This window comes from Sphingomonas sp. ERG5, assembly GCF_000803065.1.
GTDB lineage: Bacteria > Pseudomonadota > Alphaproteobacteria > Sphingomonadales > Sphingomonadaceae > Sphingomonas.
In genome coordinates, this window is the sequence record NZ_JSXI01000016.1 from 298,567 (window position 1) to 314,325 (window position 15,759).

Annotated in this window: 18 protein-coding genes; 10 read left to right on the forward strand and 8 right to left on the reverse strand. The window is 65.0% G+C overall.

Translation table 11 applies throughout. The features are described from left to right. Nucleotides 1–87 precede the first annotated feature (87 nt). Nucleotides 88–423 carry a hypothetical protein gene (locus tag OO12_RS05310; RefSeq protein ID WP_034157553.1) on the forward strand — a complete coding sequence of 112 codons (336 nt, stop codon included), beginning with the start codon at nucleotides 88–90 and terminating at the stop codon, nucleotides 421–423. On the opposite strand, the gene OO12_RS05315 is transcribed toward OO12_RS05310, so the two are convergent. Then, complete coding sequence (locus OO12_RS05315) at nucleotides 389–1,174, reverse strand: esterase/lipase family protein (protein ID WP_235364687.1); 786 nt, start codon at nucleotides 1,172–1,174, stop codon at nucleotides 389–391. The genes OO12_RS05310 and OO12_RS05315 overlap by 35 nt on opposite strands. 35 nt (nucleotides 1,175–1,209) lie before the next feature. On the opposite strand from OO12_RS05315, the gene phhA reads away from it, so the two are divergent. Beyond that, nucleotides 1,210–2,082, forward strand: a complete 873-nt coding sequence (phhA, locus tag OO12_RS05320) for a phenylalanine 4-monooxygenase (protein ID WP_034157554.1) — start codon at nucleotides 1,210–1,212, stop codon at nucleotides 2,080–2,082. Further along, on the forward strand, nucleotides 2,079–2,537 hold the full coding sequence (locus OO12_RS05325) for a RidA family protein (protein ID WP_052215567.1): 459 nt from the start codon (nucleotides 2,079–2,081) through the stop codon (nucleotides 2,535–2,537). Before phhA ends, OO12_RS05325 begins: the two co-directional genes overlap by 4 nt. A gap of 1 nt (nucleotide 2,538) precedes the next feature. On the opposite strand, the gene OO12_RS05330 is transcribed toward OO12_RS05325, so the two are convergent. The 4 genes from OO12_RS05330 to OO12_RS05345 form a co-directional block, all read right to left on the reverse strand. Then, nucleotides 2,539–3,513, reverse strand: a complete 975-nt coding sequence (locus OO12_RS05330) for a 50S ribosomal protein L11 methyltransferase (RefSeq protein WP_034157555.1) — start codon at nucleotides 3,511–3,513, stop codon at nucleotides 2,539–2,541. Then, nucleotides 3,503–4,204, reverse strand: a complete 702-nt coding sequence (locus OO12_RS05335; RefSeq protein WP_034157556.1) for an SDR family NAD(P)-dependent oxidoreductase — start codon at nucleotides 4,202–4,204, stop codon at nucleotides 3,503–3,505. The genes OO12_RS05330 and OO12_RS05335 overlap by 11 nt, the downstream gene beginning before the upstream one ends. A gap of 67 nt (nucleotides 4,205–4,271) precedes the next feature. Beyond that, entirely contained in the window at nucleotides 4,272–5,642 is a 1,371-nt protein-coding gene (locus OO12_RS05340; protein ID WP_034157557.1) for a methyl-accepting chemotaxis protein, read from the reverse strand. Nucleotides 5,643–5,662: 20 nt separating this feature from the next. After that, nucleotides 5,663–7,006 carry a methyl-accepting chemotaxis protein gene (locus OO12_RS05345; protein ID WP_034157635.1) on the reverse strand — a complete coding sequence of 448 codons (1,344 nt, stop codon included), beginning with the start codon at nucleotides 7,004–7,006 and terminating at the stop codon, nucleotides 5,663–5,665. Between the two features lie 183 nt (nucleotides 7,007–7,189). Here OO12_RS05345 and sdhC point away from each other — a divergent pair, with 183 nt between their 5' ends. From sdhC to OO12_RS05370, 5 genes are all read left to right on the forward strand, one after another. After that, on the forward strand, nucleotides 7,190–7,600 hold the full coding sequence (gene sdhC / locus OO12_RS05350) for a succinate dehydrogenase, cytochrome b556 subunit (protein WP_034157636.1): 411 nt from the start codon (nucleotides 7,190–7,192) through the stop codon (nucleotides 7,598–7,600). 1 nt (nucleotide 7,601) lies between these two features. Continuing rightward, the gene (gene sdhD / locus OO12_RS05355; RefSeq protein WP_034157558.1) at nucleotides 7,602–7,988 is read left to right on the forward strand and encodes a succinate dehydrogenase, hydrophobic membrane anchor protein; all 387 of its coding nucleotides are present in this window, start codon (nucleotides 7,602–7,604) and stop codon (nucleotides 7,986–7,988) included. After that, entirely contained in the window at nucleotides 7,988–9,790 is a 1,803-nt protein-coding gene (gene sdhA / locus OO12_RS05360; RefSeq protein WP_034157559.1) for a succinate dehydrogenase flavoprotein subunit, read from the forward strand. Before sdhD ends, sdhA begins: the two co-directional genes overlap by 1 nt. Continuing rightward, entirely contained in the window at nucleotides 9,787–10,695 is a 909-nt protein-coding gene (locus tag OO12_RS05365; protein WP_052215568.1) for a hypothetical protein, read from the forward strand. Before sdhA ends, OO12_RS05365 begins: the two co-directional genes overlap by 4 nt. Nucleotides 10,696–10,806: 111 nt before the next feature. Then, nucleotides 10,807–11,805, forward strand: a complete 999-nt coding sequence (locus OO12_RS05370; RefSeq protein WP_034157560.1) for a C13 family peptidase — start codon at nucleotides 10,807–10,809, stop codon at nucleotides 11,803–11,805. Between the two features lie 72 nt (nucleotides 11,806–11,877). Here the strand turns inward: OO12_RS05370 and OO12_RS05375 are convergent, their stop codons facing one another. Together OO12_RS05375 and OO12_RS05380 are read right to left on the reverse strand one after the other, a co-directional pair. Then, a complete protein-coding gene (locus OO12_RS05375) occupies nucleotides 11,878–12,306 on the reverse strand; it encodes a DUF2147 domain-containing protein (protein WP_235364688.1) in 429 nt (142 codons plus the stop codon). Further along, nucleotides 12,303–13,484, reverse strand: a complete 1,182-nt coding sequence (locus OO12_RS05380) for a cytochrome P450 (RefSeq protein WP_052215569.1) — start codon at nucleotides 13,482–13,484, stop codon at nucleotides 12,303–12,305. The genes OO12_RS05375 and OO12_RS05380 overlap by 4 nt, the downstream gene beginning before the upstream one ends. 37 nt (nucleotides 13,485–13,521) lie before the next feature. Here OO12_RS05380 and OO12_RS05385 point away from each other — a divergent pair, with 37 nt between their 5' ends. Continuing rightward, the gene (locus tag OO12_RS05385; protein ID WP_034157639.1) at nucleotides 13,522–14,118 is read left to right on the forward strand and encodes a TetR/AcrR family transcriptional regulator; all 597 of its coding nucleotides are present in this window, start codon (nucleotides 13,522–13,524) and stop codon (nucleotides 14,116–14,118) included. 79 nt (nucleotides 14,119–14,197) lie between these two features. Here the strand turns inward: OO12_RS05385 and OO12_RS05390 are convergent, their stop codons facing one another. Continuing rightward, nucleotides 14,198–14,626, reverse strand: a complete 429-nt coding sequence (locus OO12_RS05390) for a hypothetical protein (RefSeq protein ID WP_034157562.1) — start codon at nucleotides 14,624–14,626, stop codon at nucleotides 14,198–14,200. A 211-nt stretch (nucleotides 14,627–14,837) separates the two neighbouring features. Here OO12_RS05390 and OO12_RS05395 point away from each other — a divergent pair, with 211 nt between their 5' ends. Further along, nucleotides 14,838–15,155 carry a hypothetical protein gene (locus OO12_RS05395; RefSeq protein ID WP_034157640.1) on the forward strand — a complete coding sequence of 106 codons (318 nt, stop codon included), beginning with the start codon at nucleotides 14,838–14,840 and terminating at the stop codon, nucleotides 15,153–15,155. The last annotated feature ends 604 nt before the right edge of the window (nucleotides 15,156–15,759 follow it).

The window sequence follows — 15,759 nt, forward strand, 5'->3', positions numbered from 1 at the left end:
TCACCTCCTCATATCGTCATTCTCACTCTGGATTTGGCGGATTTGTTCCGCTATTGTTCTTGCTTCCGGATCGTTTGGAGCAAGAATATGGCGCACGATGCCACAGCGTTTGAAGGCGATTGGCAGCTCCTGGAAGAGGGCGAGTCGCTGGAGCAGGCGGATGATCAGCACTGGACGCTGCGCGCGGGCAAAGTGTTTCGGCACGCCTTGCAGGCCGGCACTTATGAAGTGATATCGGATGAGCTGGTCGTGATCATGGCCGCGGCAGCGCCGCATGAAGTCCGTTTCCGTATTTCGTGCCCACAGCCTGCCCGGCAAAATGGGTCGACCGATCTGGTGGCGCGACCCGATCGCCTGTCGGGCTATATCCGTTACCCGGCGATCGACTTCATCGTGAATTGCGTACTGATGCGCGCGGCTTAGCCAGCGCCTCGCCACCCAATGTATCGGCGATCAGGCGGAGCACTTCGGGGCGCAACTGCACGCCGAGATGGCTCGAACGGATCTCGATGTTGCGGCACTGCGGGTCGCCCTCGACATGGCAGATCATGCCGTTGACCAGCCCGTCGCTGCGGCTCCAGATCGCGGTCGAAGGGACGGGCAGGGGCTTTATCACTTCGGCCGCCTGTGCGGTGACGCGCTCGCTATCGACGCGGTCGCCGGTCAGCAGTTCGAACATGAACCAGACATTGGTTGCACGGGGCGGTCCGGCAAAGGGTGCGCTGACGGTGATCACTTCGCGCACCAGGCCGGGGAGACGATGCGCGGCGAATCGCGCCATGATCCCGCCCAGGCTGATTCCGATCAGCGTGACCGGTTTGCCCGTCCTGGCATGAATCTCCCGGATCCGCTCGAACAGCTTCTCGCCTTCGGCGCCGACCGCACGTGCGCCGAGATTGCGGCCCAGTCCCCATCCCTCGGCGCGATAGCCCAGGCGATTGAGATAGCGCCGCATGACGAAATTGGAGCGGTCCGAATTGAACAGTCCCGGCAGCAGCAGCACTGGCCGGCCGTCTCCTCGCGGCACGTCATCGAGCATGCGCCTTGCACCGAACAGCGAGGCGACCGCCCAGGCCGCACGCGGCAGTTCGGCGGCCCAGAGCAGTTTCGAGGGTGGGCCAGGGCTATCTTTGAGAGGGGCCTTGAGGGAGGTCATCTCGACATGCGCATCCATTTCCAGCCGCCTTCGCGCTGTGATATGCGATTTGCATGACCGAGGATACGCATGTGCTCGACGCGCTGCCTGAGGGTGCCGCGAGCGACTGGACGATACCGCAGGACTGGGCGCATTATTCCGCCGAGGAACATGCGACCTGGGACACATTGTTCGAGCGCCAGGCGACGTTGCTGCCGGGACGCGCATCCAATGCCTATCTGCGCGGGCTCGACGTGCTCAAATTGTCCAAGCCCGGCATTCCTGATTTCGAGGAATTGTCCGAACGATTGATGCGCCTGACCGGGTGGCAGGTCGTGGCGGTGCCTGGGCTGGTGCCGGACGACGTATTCTTCGACCATATGGCCAATCGCCGCTTCGTCGCGGGCAATTTCATCCGCCGGCCCGATCAGCTCGATTATCTGCAGGAACCGGATGTCTTTCACGACGTGTTCGGCCATGTGCCGATGCTCGCCGACCCGGTCTTTGCCGATTATCTCGCCGCTTATGGCCGGGGCGGGCAGCGCGCGCTGGGGCTCGATGCGCTGAAATATCTCGGGCGGCTTTACTGGTACACGGTCGAGTTCGGCCTGATCGCGGAGCCCGAGGGGCTGCGCATCTATGGCTCGGGCATCGTGTCGAGCTTTGCCGAAAGCCGTTTTGCGCTCGACGATCCAAGCCCCAACCGGATCGCCTTCGATCTCGCGCGGGTGATGCGCACCGACTATCGGATCGACGATTTTCAGCAGAATTACTTCGTCATTCCGGGCTTTGACGAATTGCTCCGGCTGACGGTCGAAACCGACTTCGCGCCGCTTTATGAATCGCTGAAGGCGTTGCCCGATATTCCGGTCGCGGCGCTTGATCCGGCGGATGTGGTGATCACGCACGGCACGCAAGCCTATGCCAAGGGAAAGGCCGCCGCATGAACAGGATCGCTGCACTGGCCTGCATATTGGCATTGCCGGCCGCCGCATCGGCGCAGGAAATCTCCAATCCCTCGACCGTCGCGCCGCCGATCGGGCGTTATTCGCATCTGGCGGTGGTGCCGGCCGGATCGGACATGCTGTATGTCGCGGGGCAGGTCGGCAATGCGCCCGACGGCAGCATCGCCGCCGATGCCGAGGCGCAATATGAACGCGCGCTGCGCAATGTCGTCGCGATCCTGGCGAGCCAGGGGGCAAGCCCGCACAACATCGTCAAGCTCAACGTCTTCCTGGTCAAACCGATTGCGTATGAACGCTCGGCCGCGATCCGCGCCGCGGTGCTTGGCGACGCGGTGCCGCCATCGACTTTGGTCTATGTCGTCCGGCTCGCCCGGCCGGACCTGATGGTCGAGGTCGAGGCGATCGCGGTGCGCCCGAAAACCCGGGCGCAAAACTAGGCTACCAGTTCCCGAACCCCGGCGTTTCGCCCGCGCCGCCCGGCCCGAGCCGCGTCACGCGATCATATCCGTGACGCACGCGCTTGCGTAGCCGCAATGCCGGCCAGTCGCCGGTGTCGATCCGCCCCGCAAGGCGCAAACCCTGGCGGCGATAGGCGGCGAGAACGGCATCGGCCTGGCCCTTGAGCAGGCCCGCCAGCACCAGGGTCCCGCCTTCGGCGAGCGCCATGCCGATGCTCGGCGCCAGCGCGATCAGCGGGCCGGCGAGGATATTGGCGACGATCAGGTCATAGGGCGCCCGGCCGATCAGCAACGGATGTTCGAGTCCCGGCGCGACCGCGAGGGCGAGGCGGCCCGGGCCGGTGCCGAGCGCGACATGGTTGAGGATCGCATTCTCCGCCGTGACGTCGATCGACGCGGCATCGATATCCGAGGCCGTGGCGTAGGCGGTCGGCCAGAGCTGCAGCGCGGCAAAGGCAAGCAGGCCGGTGCCCGTGCCGATATCGACCAGGTTGCGCGCCCGCTCGCCGCGCCGGCGCATCGCGTCGAGCGTGAGCAGGCAGCCGGTGGTGGTTTCATGCTGGCCAGTGCCGAACGCACGGCTCGCCTCGATGCGGAAAGCATGGGCGCCCGCCGGGACCCGGCCCTTGTTGGCGTCGGTATGGACATAGAAGCGGCCGGCATGGACCGGCTCGATCCCGGCCTGGCTGAGCGTGACCCAATCGGCATCGGGCACGCGTTCGGGAGTCGCGCTGGTCTTTGCCGAACTCGGCACCAGGGCGCGGACCGCGGCGAGCGCCGCCTTGTCCGGCTTGCCTTCGAAATAGGCGTCGAGGCGCCAGCGCAGCGGATCGTCGGCGACTTCCTCGCTGGTCATCAGCACGGGCGCGGGATCGATGCCGAGATCATCGGCCGCATCGATCGCCTCGGCTTCGGCGCGCGTGCAGGGCAAAGTGAGCTTCCAGCTATCGGACATAGCTTGCCCCGTTCACGTCAAGCACCGAACCGGTCATCGACGGCGGCGCCTCGAGCGCAAGGAACTTCGCTGCCGCGGCGACTTCGTCCGGCGCGGCGACACGGCCGAGCGGGATGTCGGCGAGCAGCTTCTCGCCGCCCCGGCTCGACAGATAGTCGCTGGCCATGCCGGTCATGGTGAAGCCGGGGCAAATCGCGAAAGCGAGGATGCCCTGCGCCGCATAGCCGCGCGCGATCGATTTGGTCATGGCGACCATCCCTGCCTTGGACGCGGCATAATGCCAGTGCTGGGGTGAATCACCGCGATAGGCTGCGCGGCTGGCGATGTTGACAATCCGCCCGCCGTTCCCGCGTCCCTGCCAGTGGAGAATGGCGAGGCGGCACAGTTCGGCCGAAGCGGTCAGGTTGATGCGCATGGTGCGGTCCCAGTCCGCGACCCATTCGTCGCCCGGGCGGTCGATCGGATTGGCCTCGAAGATGCCGGCATTGTTGATCAGCACGTCGATCCGGCCATCGAGCCGGTCAAGCGCGGTGTCCCACAGCGTTTGCGGACCGGCGGGGTCGCCGAAATTCGCCGGGATGCCGCTGGCGGTGCCATGGCCGATCAGGGTGATGTCGGGGCCGGCCAGCGCGGTCGCGATGGCGGCACCGATGCCCCGGCTGCTGCCGGTGAGGAGGATATTGATGGTCATCCGGGCGACATAGGCCCGGTGGCGGAGCGCAACAACTACTCTCCCGCCCGGACGGGAGAGGTTTTGGTTATGCCGCGACGCTGGCGGAGAAGCTGTCGGCGGCGCCGCGCAGCGTTTCGAGCCGCTCGTTGACCTCCCCAAAGTCGCGCTCGAGCGTGTCGATCTCGCTCGCGACATTCTCGGTGTCCTCGCGGATCATCGCGATGGTGTTGGACATGGAATCGGCGGCGAGCGCGGTTTCGTCGACCGCGGCGGTGATCGCCGTCACGGTCTGCGCCTGCGCTTCCATCGCGAAGCGAATGCGATTGGCGCTTTCCTGCACCTCGGCCACGGTCGCCTTGATGCCGGCATTGGTATCGACGGTCGACCGTGTCGCGGACTGGATCGCCGCGATCTTGGCGGCGATGTCGTCGGTCGCGCGCGCCGTCTGGCTCGCCAGCGATTTCACTTCCTGCGCGACGACCGCGAAGCCGCGCCCGGCATCGCCGGCACGCGCCGCTTCGATCGTCGCGTTCAAGGCGAGGAGGTTGGTCTGCCCGGCAATGTCGCGGATCAGGCCGAGAATCGATTCGATCGACTTGGCGTGATCGGACAGCGCTTCGGACATGCCGACCGCATCGGTCGCCTGGCTCGATGCGCGGGTGGCGATGTCGGTGGCGGCTTCGACTTCGCGACGGGCATCTTCGATCGCGCGGATCAACCCGGCAGCGGTCTGGGCGGCTTCGCGCATCGCGACGGCGGATTGTTCGGCGGCGGACGCGACTTCGGAGGTCTTGCCGAGCATGCCGCGCGCCGAGGACGACGCGCCCTTGGCCTGGACGCGGATCCGCGTGCCGAGCGTGGCGGTGCCCTCGATCGACTGACCGATGCTTTCGCTGAATTGTGCCGATCGTTCGCGGCGTTCGTCGCGCGCGCGCTCGGCATCGCGCATGCCGAGATGCGTGGTCATGACATCGGCCTCGACCAGAGCGAGACGCTGGATGATGTCGGCAAGATGCTGTGCGCGCGCCGTGTCGCCGTTCAGGCGCCCGGCGATGATGTGCAGCGTACAGCTATGCGCTGAGCTCAGTGACGAGAGCAGGGCAGGCAGCGGCACATTGGTTTCGTGCGATTCGCTGGCATGGCGAAACGCGATCGTCATCCATTGGTCGTCGAACGGGTCGGCATATTTGATCTTGGTATAGCGCACGCTGCGCGCGATGCGCCGTTCGAGCAGGTCGCCGACCAGATGCGGCTGGATATGCGCGGTCGCCGGGAGCGACATGTAATGATCCCAGAAGGCGCGTGCGATCGCTTCTTCCGATCCTTCGATCAGCGTCGCGATCTCGGCGCTGGCCGCGGCGATCGCCCGGTCCCAGTCATAATCGCCGACGCGTTCGGCCGCGCTGCGCGCGCCGCCGCTCCAGCCCCCTAAAGTGCCGTTATTCGTTTGTGCCACAGCTTCACCCTCTCAACCGCTCATGCAGCAACTTTGGCGATGAAATCGCCCGCGCTGTTCTTGAGCGTCCCCAGTCGTGCTTCGAGCGAATCGAAGCCCTTGCCGACGCGGTCGATGTCCGACGCGACGGTTTCGGTATCCTCGCGGATCGCGGCGATGGTGTTCGACATCGAATCCGCGGCGAGTGCGGTCTCATCGACCGCGGCAGTGATCGCCGTCACCGTCTGCGCCTGCGCTTCCATCGCGGCGCGGATGCGGTTGGCGCTTTCCTGCACTTCGGCGACGGTCGCCTTGATGCCGGCATTGGTATCGACGGTCGAACGGGTGGCCGACTGGATCGCGGCGATCTTGGCGGCGATGTCGTCGGTCGCGCGCGCCGTCTGGTTGGCGAGGCTCTTCACTTCTTGCGCGACGACCGCGAAGCCACGCCCTGCATCGCCGGCACGGGCGGCTTCGATCGTCGCGTTGAGGGCAAGCAAATTGGTTTGCCCGGCAATGTCGCGGATCAGGCCAAGGATCGATTCGATCGACTTGGCATGATCCGACAGCGTTTCGGACATGCCGACCGCCGTGCTCGCCTGAGTCGAGGCGCGGGTGGCGATTTCGCGCGCCGCCTCCACTTCGGTGCGGGCATCCTCGATCGCGCGGATCAGCCCGGCGGCGGTGTGCGCCGCTTCGCGCATCGCGACTGCGGATTGTTCGGCGGCGGCGGCCACTTCGGAGGTCTTGCCGAGCATGCCGCGCGCCGAGTTGGATGTGCTGAGCGACTGGCCGCGCAGCACGCTCGATTCCTGCGTCGCGCTTTCGACCATCCGGGCGATGCCATCGCGGAATTCGGTCGCGAGGCGGTCACGGCCGGTCTGGGCGCTGTGCTCGCGATAGGCATTGTAAATCGCGACCGTGATCTCGCCCTCCAGCGCGGAGAGGCGCATCAGCGTGTCGATCAGCACCGGCAGCTTCACATCGGCATGGTCGACTCGCCTGGTGAGAATGTTGAGCGCGGCGCGGTCGCTGGCGTTGATCATCGACAGCAGGGCGAGCGGCGATACGTCATTGGTATAGGCGGCAGCGACCGAGCGCTCGACCGATTCGACCCAGGCGCGGCCCTTGGTGTCCATGAAGCGGTTGCGCAGGAAAACGCAGCCGACATCGATCATCTTGTCGGTTTCGTGCGGTGCCCAGATCCGTTCGTCGGTGAAGCAGCGCAACCATTGCTGCCAGTAAGCCTCGGAGACGGCACGGATATCGGGTTCGAGCACGGCCCAGGCGTCGCGGCTCGCGCCGGCCAGCGATCCGTCAAAATCGAACACGCGCAGGCGCGCGGTCAGATCGATTTTGGCGGCGATCGTGCCGGGGGCAGGCAGGTCGTTGGCGTCCAAGTGTGAAACTCCGTCTGGGCGACCCGGCTATGGTCCCGTGGTTCTGTGTCATTGAGCTAACCCGATTTGGTTAAGGGGCGGTTAGGAAACCGGCGCAGGGCCGTTCAGTCTTGCATCGCGGCACATGGGGACTAATAGCTCAGCCACTGCCTGACGAAGGACTTGCTCTTGGCCACCAAACCACCCGTCGCCCGCCCGCTCAGCCCCCATGTGTGGCATGTGCGCTGGCCCATCACGATGACGGTCTCGATCGTCCATCGCATCACCGGCGACGGCCTGGCGACGGTCGGGACGGCGGCGTTCGTGTGGTGGCTGGCCGCGCTGGCCGGAGGCAAGGAGAGTTATGCGACTTTCCTGTACGTCTTTACCCAGCTCTGGGGCGGGGCGATCGGCTATGTCGTCGGGATCGGCCTGACCTTGTCGCTGTTCCAGCACATGGCGACCGGGATCCGCCATTTCCTGCTCGACACCGGTGCCGGCTATGAATTGAAGAGCAACAAGGTCGGCGCATGGCTGACGGTGATCGGCTCGCTCACCCTGACCATTGTCTTCTGGCTCTATCTTCTGGGGGGCAAATAAGATGGGCAACGGCACCAATCTCGGTCGCGTCCGCGGTCTCGGCAGCGCGCAGGAAGGCGCGCAGCACTGGTGGCACCAGCGGCTCACGGCGGCGGCGAACCTGCTGCTGACATTGTGGTTCATGATCGCGATCGCGCGACTGCCGGCCTATGATTATGCGACCGTGCGCCAATGGGTTTCCTCGGCCTGGGTGGCGATCCCGCTGATCCTGCTGGTCGCGTCTGTCTTTTATCATTTCCGGCTCGGCCTGCAGGTCCTGATCGAAGATTATATCCATGACGAACTTCATGTCGTGCTGATGATCGTGCTCAACTTCTTCACCGTCGGCACGGCGGCGGTGGCCATCTTCTCGATCCTCCGGATCGCCTTTACCGGGACGCCCGCATAATGGCTGACGCGTACAAGATCATCGACCACACTTATGATGCTGTGGTCGTGGGCGCTGGCGGTTCGGGCCTGCGCGCGACGATGGGTATCGCCGAGGCGGGCCTGAAGACCGCGTGCATCACCAAGGTGTTCCCGACGCGCAGCCACACCGTCGCGGCGCAGGGCGGTATCGCCGCGAGCCTTGGCAATATGGGGCCGGACCACTGGACCTGGCACATGTTCGACACGGTCAAGGGCTCCGACTGGCTCGGCGACCAGGATGCGATCGAATATATGGTGCGCGAGGCGCCCGCCGCGGTCTACGAACTGGAACATGCCGGCGTGCCGTTCAGCCGCACCGATGAAGGCAAGATCTATCAGCGCCCATTCGGCGGCATGATGCAGAATATGGGCGAAGGCCCGCCCGCGCAGCGCACCTGCGCCGCCGCCGACCGCACCGGCCATGCCATGCTTCACGCGCTCTATCAGCAGAGCCTGAAATATGACGCGGACTTCTACATCGAATATTTCGCGCTCGACCTGATCATGGAAAACGGCGTGTGCCGCGGCGTGATCGCCTTGTGCATGGATGACGGATCGATCCACCGCTTCCGCGCGCATTCGGTCGTGCTGGCGACGGGCGGCTATGGCCGCACCTATTTCTCCGCCACCTCGGCGCATACCTGCACCGGCGACGGCGGCGGCATGGTGCTGCGTGCGGGGCTCCCGCTGCAGGACATGGAATTCGTCCAGTTCCACCCGACCGGCATCTATGGCGCCGGCGTGCTGATCACCGAAGGCGCGCGCGGTGAGGGCGGTTACCTGACCAATAGCGAAGGCGAGCGCTTCATGGAGCGCTATGCCCCGTCGGCCAAGGATCTCGCGTCGCGCGACGTGGTGTCGCGCTCGATGGCGATGGAAATCCGCGAAGGGCGCGGTGTCGGCAAGGAGAAGGATCATATCTATCTCCATCTCGACCATATCGACCCCAAGGTGCTGCACGAGCGGCTGCCCGGTATCACCGAGACCGGCAAGATCTTCGCCGGCGTCGACCTGACGCGCCAGCCGCTGCCGGTCACCCCGACCGTGCATTACAATATGGGCGGTATCCCGACCAATTATCATGGCGAAGTCGTCCAGCTGAAGGACGGCAATCCGGATACGGTCGTGCCCGGCCTGTTCGCGGTCGGCGAGGCGGCGTGCGTCTCGGTGCATGGCGCCAACCGGCTCGGCTCCAACTCGCTGATCGATCTCGTGGTGTTCGGTCGTGCGACCGGCCTGCGCCTCAAGGAAACCTTGAAGCCCGGCACCTCGCACAATCCGCTGCCCAAGGGATCGGAGGAGCTGGCGCTTGGCCGGCTCGATCATTTCCGCAATGCCACGGGCGGGTCATCGACCGCCGAGGTGCGCCTTGAAATGCAGCGCACGATGCAGAAGCATTGCGCGGTGTTCCGCTCCGACGAACTGCTCAATGAAGGCAAGGCGCAGATCGCCAAGACATATCAGCGCATGGGCGATGTCGGCATCAACGACCGCTCGCTGATCTGGAACACCGACCTGGTCGAGACGCTCGAGCTCGACAATCTCATCGCGCAGGCGGTGGTGACGATGGACTCGGCGGCCAACCGCAAGGAAAGCCGCGGCGCTCACGTCAATGAGGATTTCCCCGATCGCGACGACGCGAACTGGATGAAGCACACCACCGCGACCTTCAATGGCTGGGGCGGCAAGGGCGGTGAGACGACGCTGGGCTTCCGCCCCGTGCATGATTACACGCTCACCGACGACATCGACTATATCAAGCCGAAGAAGCGGGTTTATTGAGGCGTACCGGTTCGGCCCTGGCCTGGGCCCTTGGCCCCGTCTTGCTGGCCGTCGCCGCGCCGGGGTGCGCCCTCTCGTCCTCGGCCGAGACGCCCGCCATCACCGCACCACCGGCGGCGCTCGCGCTCGATCCCTTCTATGCCCGCTATCTCGATGCCGGGGGTATCCCGATCCTGTCTTCGGCCAGGGTGCCCGATGCGGCATTATTGAAGGCGCGCGATATCGTCGTGGCGATGCTCGCGGCACGGCCGGATCTCAACCGTGCGCTGATCGCACGCGGTCAGCGGGTGGCGGTGATGGCGGCCGATGAGGGAACGGTCGATATTCCCGAACAGCGCGACTGGAAGAAGCCGCCGCGCGGCGACCCGCGGCTGACCTTTTGCGAGGCGAAACATTATGACGAGCGCATCGGCCGCCTGACCGATCGCGATTATTGGAACGCGCGGGCGCGCGGCATGGCCGGCATCCTGACCACGGGCACGGTGGAGAATCTGCTCGGGTGGAAAAGCTCGCGCTATTATGGCGAGAATATCTTCGTCCACGAATTCTCGCACAATATCCTCGACGCGATCCGCACCGCCGATCCCGCGCTCTACGCCCGGGTCGAGGCCGCTTATGCCGCCGCGCTGAAACAGGGGCTGTGGAAGGGCGAATATACGTCGGTCAGTATCGGCGAATATTGGGCCGAGGGCACGCAATTCTGGTTCAATTCGAACAAGGTGGCGACGTTCGACGGCCGGGTCGTGCTGTCCGATGCCGACCTCGCCGCTTATGATCCGGCGCTGAGCAAAGTGCTCGCCGCGGCTTATGGCGCCAATCATCACCTGGCGGCGGACAGCTTCTATCTGTCGGCGGCGCGGGTCCCGCCCGGGCCGCTGCCCAAATTCACCGCGGAAGTCTGCTGAGCACTGTACCGCGGGATTTTCGATTCTGTACCGCGCGGAATAAAAATCCGGTCGGCCCCGTTGACATGGCGCTGGCGCACCCTGACATTCCGGCTTCAAGCGGAGGTGTGCATGGGGCGTGTTGCCGGTAGTGCGAAATGGCTTCTGGGTGCGCTTGTCGCGCCGCTCGCCACGGCATCAGCCCTTGCCCAGCAATCCTATCGCCCGCCCGAACACACGCAGCCACCGCCCTTTTATTCCGCCGTCACCGCCGAACAGGCAGCGTATCTCGCGGATGTCGGCCTGTCGTCCGAGCGCGACCGGTCCGCCAAATGGCAGCTTGCCGAACATCGCCGCGTCGACCGCGCGCTCGCCGCCCTGCAGCCGCAGCGCAAGGGCGTGGTCGATGCCTATGTCGTCGCCGTTGCGCTCGACAGCGATCCGGTGTTCGGACGCGAAGCGCGCGAGGCCGGCAAGGTGTTGTCGCGGCGTTACGACGCCGCCGGGCGCACCATCGTCCTCGCGGGCAGCGATGGCAGCGCGGACAGCAGCCTGCCGCGTGGCGCGCCCGACACGCTTGCGATGGCCCTGGCGCGGGTTGCCGAACTGATCGACCCCAAGGAAGACGTGCTCATCCTCTATACGACGAGCCACGGCGCGCCGATGGGGATCGTCTATAACGACGCCGATTCCGGCTTTGGCATGGTGTCGCCGCAGCGGCTGTGGAGCCTGCTCGGCGCGCTGGGGATCGAACGGCGCATGATCCTGGTCAGCGCCTGTTATTCGGGGGTTTTCGTGCCGCTGCTGTCGAACGACGACAGTGTCGTGATGACGGCGTCATCGGCCGATCGCACGTCTTTCGGGTGTCAGGCGGACAGCGACTGGACCTTTTTCGGCGATGCGCTGATCAATCATGCCTTGCGCAAGGCACAGCCGATCGCCGCGGTCGCCGCCGAGACGGAGCGGCTGGTCGGCGAATGGGAAGGCCGGGGCAAGCTTGTCCCGTCCCAGCCCCAGGTGGCGATCGGAGCCAATGCCGGGATCTGGCTCGCCGCACTGGACCGCCGGACGCCGCCGGCGCCCACCGCGCCGGTCGGCAAGCCGGCGGTCTCGTTGCTCGATCGGCCTTAAGGCGATTGGCGGACCGGATATGTGTGCGACCCATAAGCCGCCATGCGGCGCGGTCGCAGCGGCTCATCCCTCTCAGCGCGACCTGCGCCAATGCTGTGTCTGGCATAGCATCCAGACGCAGCCGGTAAGCGCGAGCGTGTCATCCGACCGGACTTCCACGAACGACTTGTACGTCCGCCCGGTGCGCGGATCATAAACCTGGCCCCGCCAGCGCGACCTGTCCGGCACGAAACCGCTGAGGATCCTGAGATTGCCCGTTGGACGTTGCCGCAGGCGTGGATCGGGATTGTTGACGTCGTTCTTCGGCGCACCCGGATCGGGCTTGAGGATCCGCGAAATTGCCCCGCACAGCGCCGCGCCGCATGGCATGATCTCGACGATCGCCTTGCCGTCCTCGGTCAGCCAGCGGCCGGCGGGGCTCGCCGGCGCGGACGCCGATACCGATGTCGACGACGCCAGCAGCGCGAGCCCGGCAGCCAGCCAGCGCATTCGCCGGATCACGCTGCCGCCCCATCGCAGGCCAGCGTCGCGCCACGCAGCTCATAACCAGCGATCAGGCCGTTCCAGCCGATCTGGGGCGTGCGGGCGAGCCGAATGCCCGGCACCCGCAACAGTGTGTCGAGGAAGATCGCCGTTTCCTGCAGCGCCACTTGCGCGCCCGGGCAGCGATGCTCGCCGTCGCCGAACGCGAGCCCGGCGCCACCCACCTTGTCCGCGCGTTTGCGGTCGGGATCGAGCCGGTGCGGGCATGCGCCGACCGCCGCCTCGTCGCCATTGGCGCCGCGCACGTCCAGCGCGACCACGGGTTCCGGATCGTTGCCGGCAGGCGTGCCGTTCCGGCGGAACAGCATGCCGACCACCGGCTCAAGCCTGAGAATCTCTTCGAGGATCGCGATCCTCGCCGCCTCATCGCCATCCAGGAAGCGGGCGCGCAGCATGTCGTCCCCAAGCAGATGCCAAGCCGCCATCGTGATGAATTCGCGCGTCGTCACCATGCCCGCGGCCCCATAAGTAAGGCACTCGGTCAGGATCTCGCGATGGCTATAGCCTTCTTCCAGCAGGTGCGAGATGACGTCGTCGCATCGTTGCCGCAGGCGCGCGCGGATCGCCGGCTTCACGTCGCGCCAGAAGAAGTTGAGCGCTCGCGCCTGGCCACGCGCGAAGCCCAGGATCATCGCGAGCCTCGATCCGCCCTGCGGCATGCCGGTCACCAGCGCGCCCAGCCGCCGTGCCATCCCGGCCCGATCGCTGTTCGTCAGGCCGACGATCTCGGCGGCGATCGTCACCGCCATCTCCAGCCCGATATCATCCAGGTCGGCGCTACCCGCTCGTTGGAAGCGGTCGACCAGATCCTCGCTGGTCCTTACCATCAACGCGCGATAGCCCGATGTCACGACGCGCGGCGCGAAGAAGCGTGCGGTCGCGCCGCGCTGACGGCGGTGCTGCGCGCCATGCGCATAGAGGATCGGGGCGCGCGTCACCGAGACCCTGTTGACCAGATCCGCAAGGAAGCCGGCCTGGCGCGCATCGGGATCGCGCAGCAGGGCGCGCGCTTCCGCGAAATCGCGGACGACGCGCATCGACTCGACACCCTGAGCGGTGCGCGCGATAGCCGCCGACTTGCGATCGTCACGATCGGAAACAGGACAGAGATCGGCCGAAGCCAGTTGATTGGGCATAAGGAACGCCTATTTATGATATATGGTGGATCATAAAATGGCGCATCGGGCGAGGAAATCAAGAGCGGCGCCGCGTCCCGACGCGCGGATCACCAAATCCCGCGCCGCACTCCATGCCGCGTTGATCGACCTGGTGACGGAAGTGCCGTTCGAGGAGGTGACCGTGGCGGCGATCACCGCGCGCGCCAATATCGGCTATGCGACGTTCTTCCGTCATTATCCCACGCGCGAAGCACTGCTCGCGGAAATCGCCGAAGGCTTGATCGGCGAATTGCTCCTTCTCATCGCGCCGCTTGTGCTGGCGCAGGATAGCGGAGCCGCGGCGCTGGCGCTGACTCGCTTCGTGGATGACCGCCGCCCGATTTGCCGGGCTCTGCTCGTCGGGGCCGGGGACGCAATGCGCCGGGACATCACGGCGCGCGCGATCGTCGCGGCGGGCACTGCGGGCACCGACACACCCGAATGGCTTCCGCGCGACCTGGGTATCGTTCACGGCGTTGGCGCGACGCTGATGATCCTGCGGTGGTGGCTGGAACATGACACCCGGCAGGATGCGGCCGGGATGGCGCATATCATCGACCGGCTGGTCTTCGCGCCGATCACCGGGGCCGCTGCACCGGCGCCCCGCTCATGATACTCCGGACATTTCACCTCGTTCCTGCGACCGGTCTTGCCGAACGAAACTGTCGGCGGGAACCGCTTGGGACGCGTGGTTAGCTGCCGTTCGCCCAACGCCTGACGTCGATCACCCCAAGGACGATGGCAGCGACGAGGTGAATCAGGAGCGCAAGCATCAAATAGCCGATGCCGGTCAACAGCGCGAAGCCACCCGCCATGCTGTCACTCAACACGCCGATCGTATCGAAAAATAGCGAGCTGCCGACGCCGAAGGCCGCGATCGCCGCCGGAATGAAAAGGATGTGCGGGAGCCAGCGCGCCTTTATCCGCCCCGACATCACCCAGGCAAACAAAGACAAGGTGATCGGGCAGAGCGAGGCGATCAACCAGCCCGCTATGGCAAGCGCGCTAAATACACCGGCATAGTCATGGAGAAAGAGGATCGAATTGACCGTGGATCCCGCAGTCAGCGCGGTGATTCCTGCTAAACAGGCGCCGTAAGCGAGGAATCCAATCCGTTTCATCACGGTATGATCAGCCCGGAAGCGGATGTCCGCAAGTGAGTTGCTCCAGCGCGGTAGCTTTGCGGCGACGAGGACGCAAAGGCAGACATTCAGGTCAGCTGTGTCGCCTCCCAACAGCGACGTCCGTTCATGCTATCCGCTTCTGGAAGGCGCGATCGTTGATCGGAGCGGCCTGCGCTGGTGGAAGAAGCCGTACCTGTTATGGAGCGTCATGGTTCATACGCGTAGCCTGGGTGGCATCGTCGAAATCGACGGCCTGAAATATGAGTGGCAGCTCCAGCGGGAGCCGCAATTCACGGCGGACGGCTGGAAGGGCATGACCGTCTCATTGCGGCAGATCGATACCCAGCGCGAGGCGCTCCTGGAATTCCCCACGCCCAAGCGCCTGTTAAAAGGATTGCCCAAGGGTCGTTCCCAAATAAACGACGTGATTGCCGCCCGGGGCATTCGCGCAGCGTTATCGGCGGGGTGGGAGCCGGCATCCCGCGGCAAGCCGATGATTTTCATGGTGGATGCAAACGGCGAGTAATGGCCGTTAGTGGTCTGGCAATTTTGCGGCGGTGAGGACGCATGGTATTTCAGGAACACTATACTTAATTGGCGCGCTTCCTTGCACGTGGTCGGGTCTGAAACACGGCAGATAATTTAGTATAGTGTCCCCGAAATACCCAGCGCGGTAGCTTTGCGGTGGTGAGCCGGATCAGCCGTCTAGTCTTCTCGAAGTGTCCGCATTTGATTCTGGAGGAGCGCCGTTCACTCAGGCCGGGATAGAAAGAGACCGGATTATCAACGGTGATCGATCGGGGCGCGGTTAAAAAGTAGTTGCTTTGAAGCTGGCCGCTTGCAGCCGGCGATTGACCGCAAACTAATCGAGAGGATGTCCCTTTCCTTGTCCCGGCGGAGGAGCCATGTAACAACACGTTGACAGATGCAGTGGCCGGGGACGATATATACATTGCTTACGCGATCAGGCCGTCTTTTCGGTTGGTCCGGCGTTTCGCCGGATTGAACCGCGCCGGGTCTGCCGGAGGCCGTGGGTTGTGAGTCACGCTGCCATATCGATGTTGTCCGCGGCAGCATAATATTGATCTTCGGCTTCGGCAGGCGGGATGTTGCCGATGGGCTCCATCAGC

Excerpts from the sequence above, each read along its gene's own strand:
- sdhA (WP_034157559.1), top strand. The coding sequence starts at position 7,988 with ATGGCTGACGCGTACAAGATCATCGACCACACTTATGATGCTGTGGTC.
- OO12_RS05325 (WP_052215567.1), top strand. The coding sequence starts at position 2,079 with ATGAACAGGATCGCTGCACTGGCCTGCATATTGGCATTGCCGGCCGCC.
- OO12_RS05390 (WP_034157562.1), bottom strand. The coding sequence starts at position 14,626 with ATGAAACGGATTGGATTCCTCGCTTACGGCGCCTGTTTAGCAGGAATC.
- OO12_RS05315 (WP_235364687.1), bottom strand. The coding sequence starts at position 1,174 with ATGGATGCGCATGTCGAGATGACCTCCCTCAAGGCCCCTCTCAAAGAT.
- OO12_RS05385 (WP_034157639.1), top strand. The coding sequence starts at position 13,522 with ATGGCGCATCGGGCGAGGAAATCAAGAGCGGCGCCGCGTCCCGACGCG.
- OO12_RS05370 (WP_034157560.1), top strand. The coding sequence starts at position 10,807 with ATGGGGCGTGTTGCCGGTAGTGCGAAATGGCTTCTGGGTGCGCTTGTC.
- OO12_RS05335 (WP_034157556.1), bottom strand. The coding sequence starts at position 4,204 with ATGACCATCAATATCCTCCTCACCGGCAGCAGCCGGGGCATCGGTGCC.
- OO12_RS05395 (WP_034157640.1), top strand. The coding sequence starts at position 14,838 with ATGGTTCATACGCGTAGCCTGGGTGGCATCGTCGAAATCGACGGCCTG.
- OO12_RS05310 (WP_034157553.1), top strand. The coding sequence starts at position 88 with ATGGCGCACGATGCCACAGCGTTTGAAGGCGATTGGCAGCTCCTGGAA.
- sdhD (WP_034157558.1), top strand. The coding sequence starts at position 7,602 with ATGGGCAACGGCACCAATCTCGGTCGCGTCCGCGGTCTCGGCAGCGCG.
- OO12_RS05330 (WP_034157555.1), bottom strand. The coding sequence starts at position 3,513 with ATGTCCGATAGCTGGAAGCTCACTTTGCCCTGCACGCGCGCCGAAGCC.
- phhA (WP_034157554.1), top strand. The coding sequence starts at position 1,210 with ATGACCGAGGATACGCATGTGCTCGACGCGCTGCCTGAGGGTGCCGCG.
- OO12_RS05380 (WP_052215569.1), bottom strand. The coding sequence starts at position 13,484 with ATGCCCAATCAACTGGCTTCGGCCGATCTCTGTCCTGTTTCCGATCGT.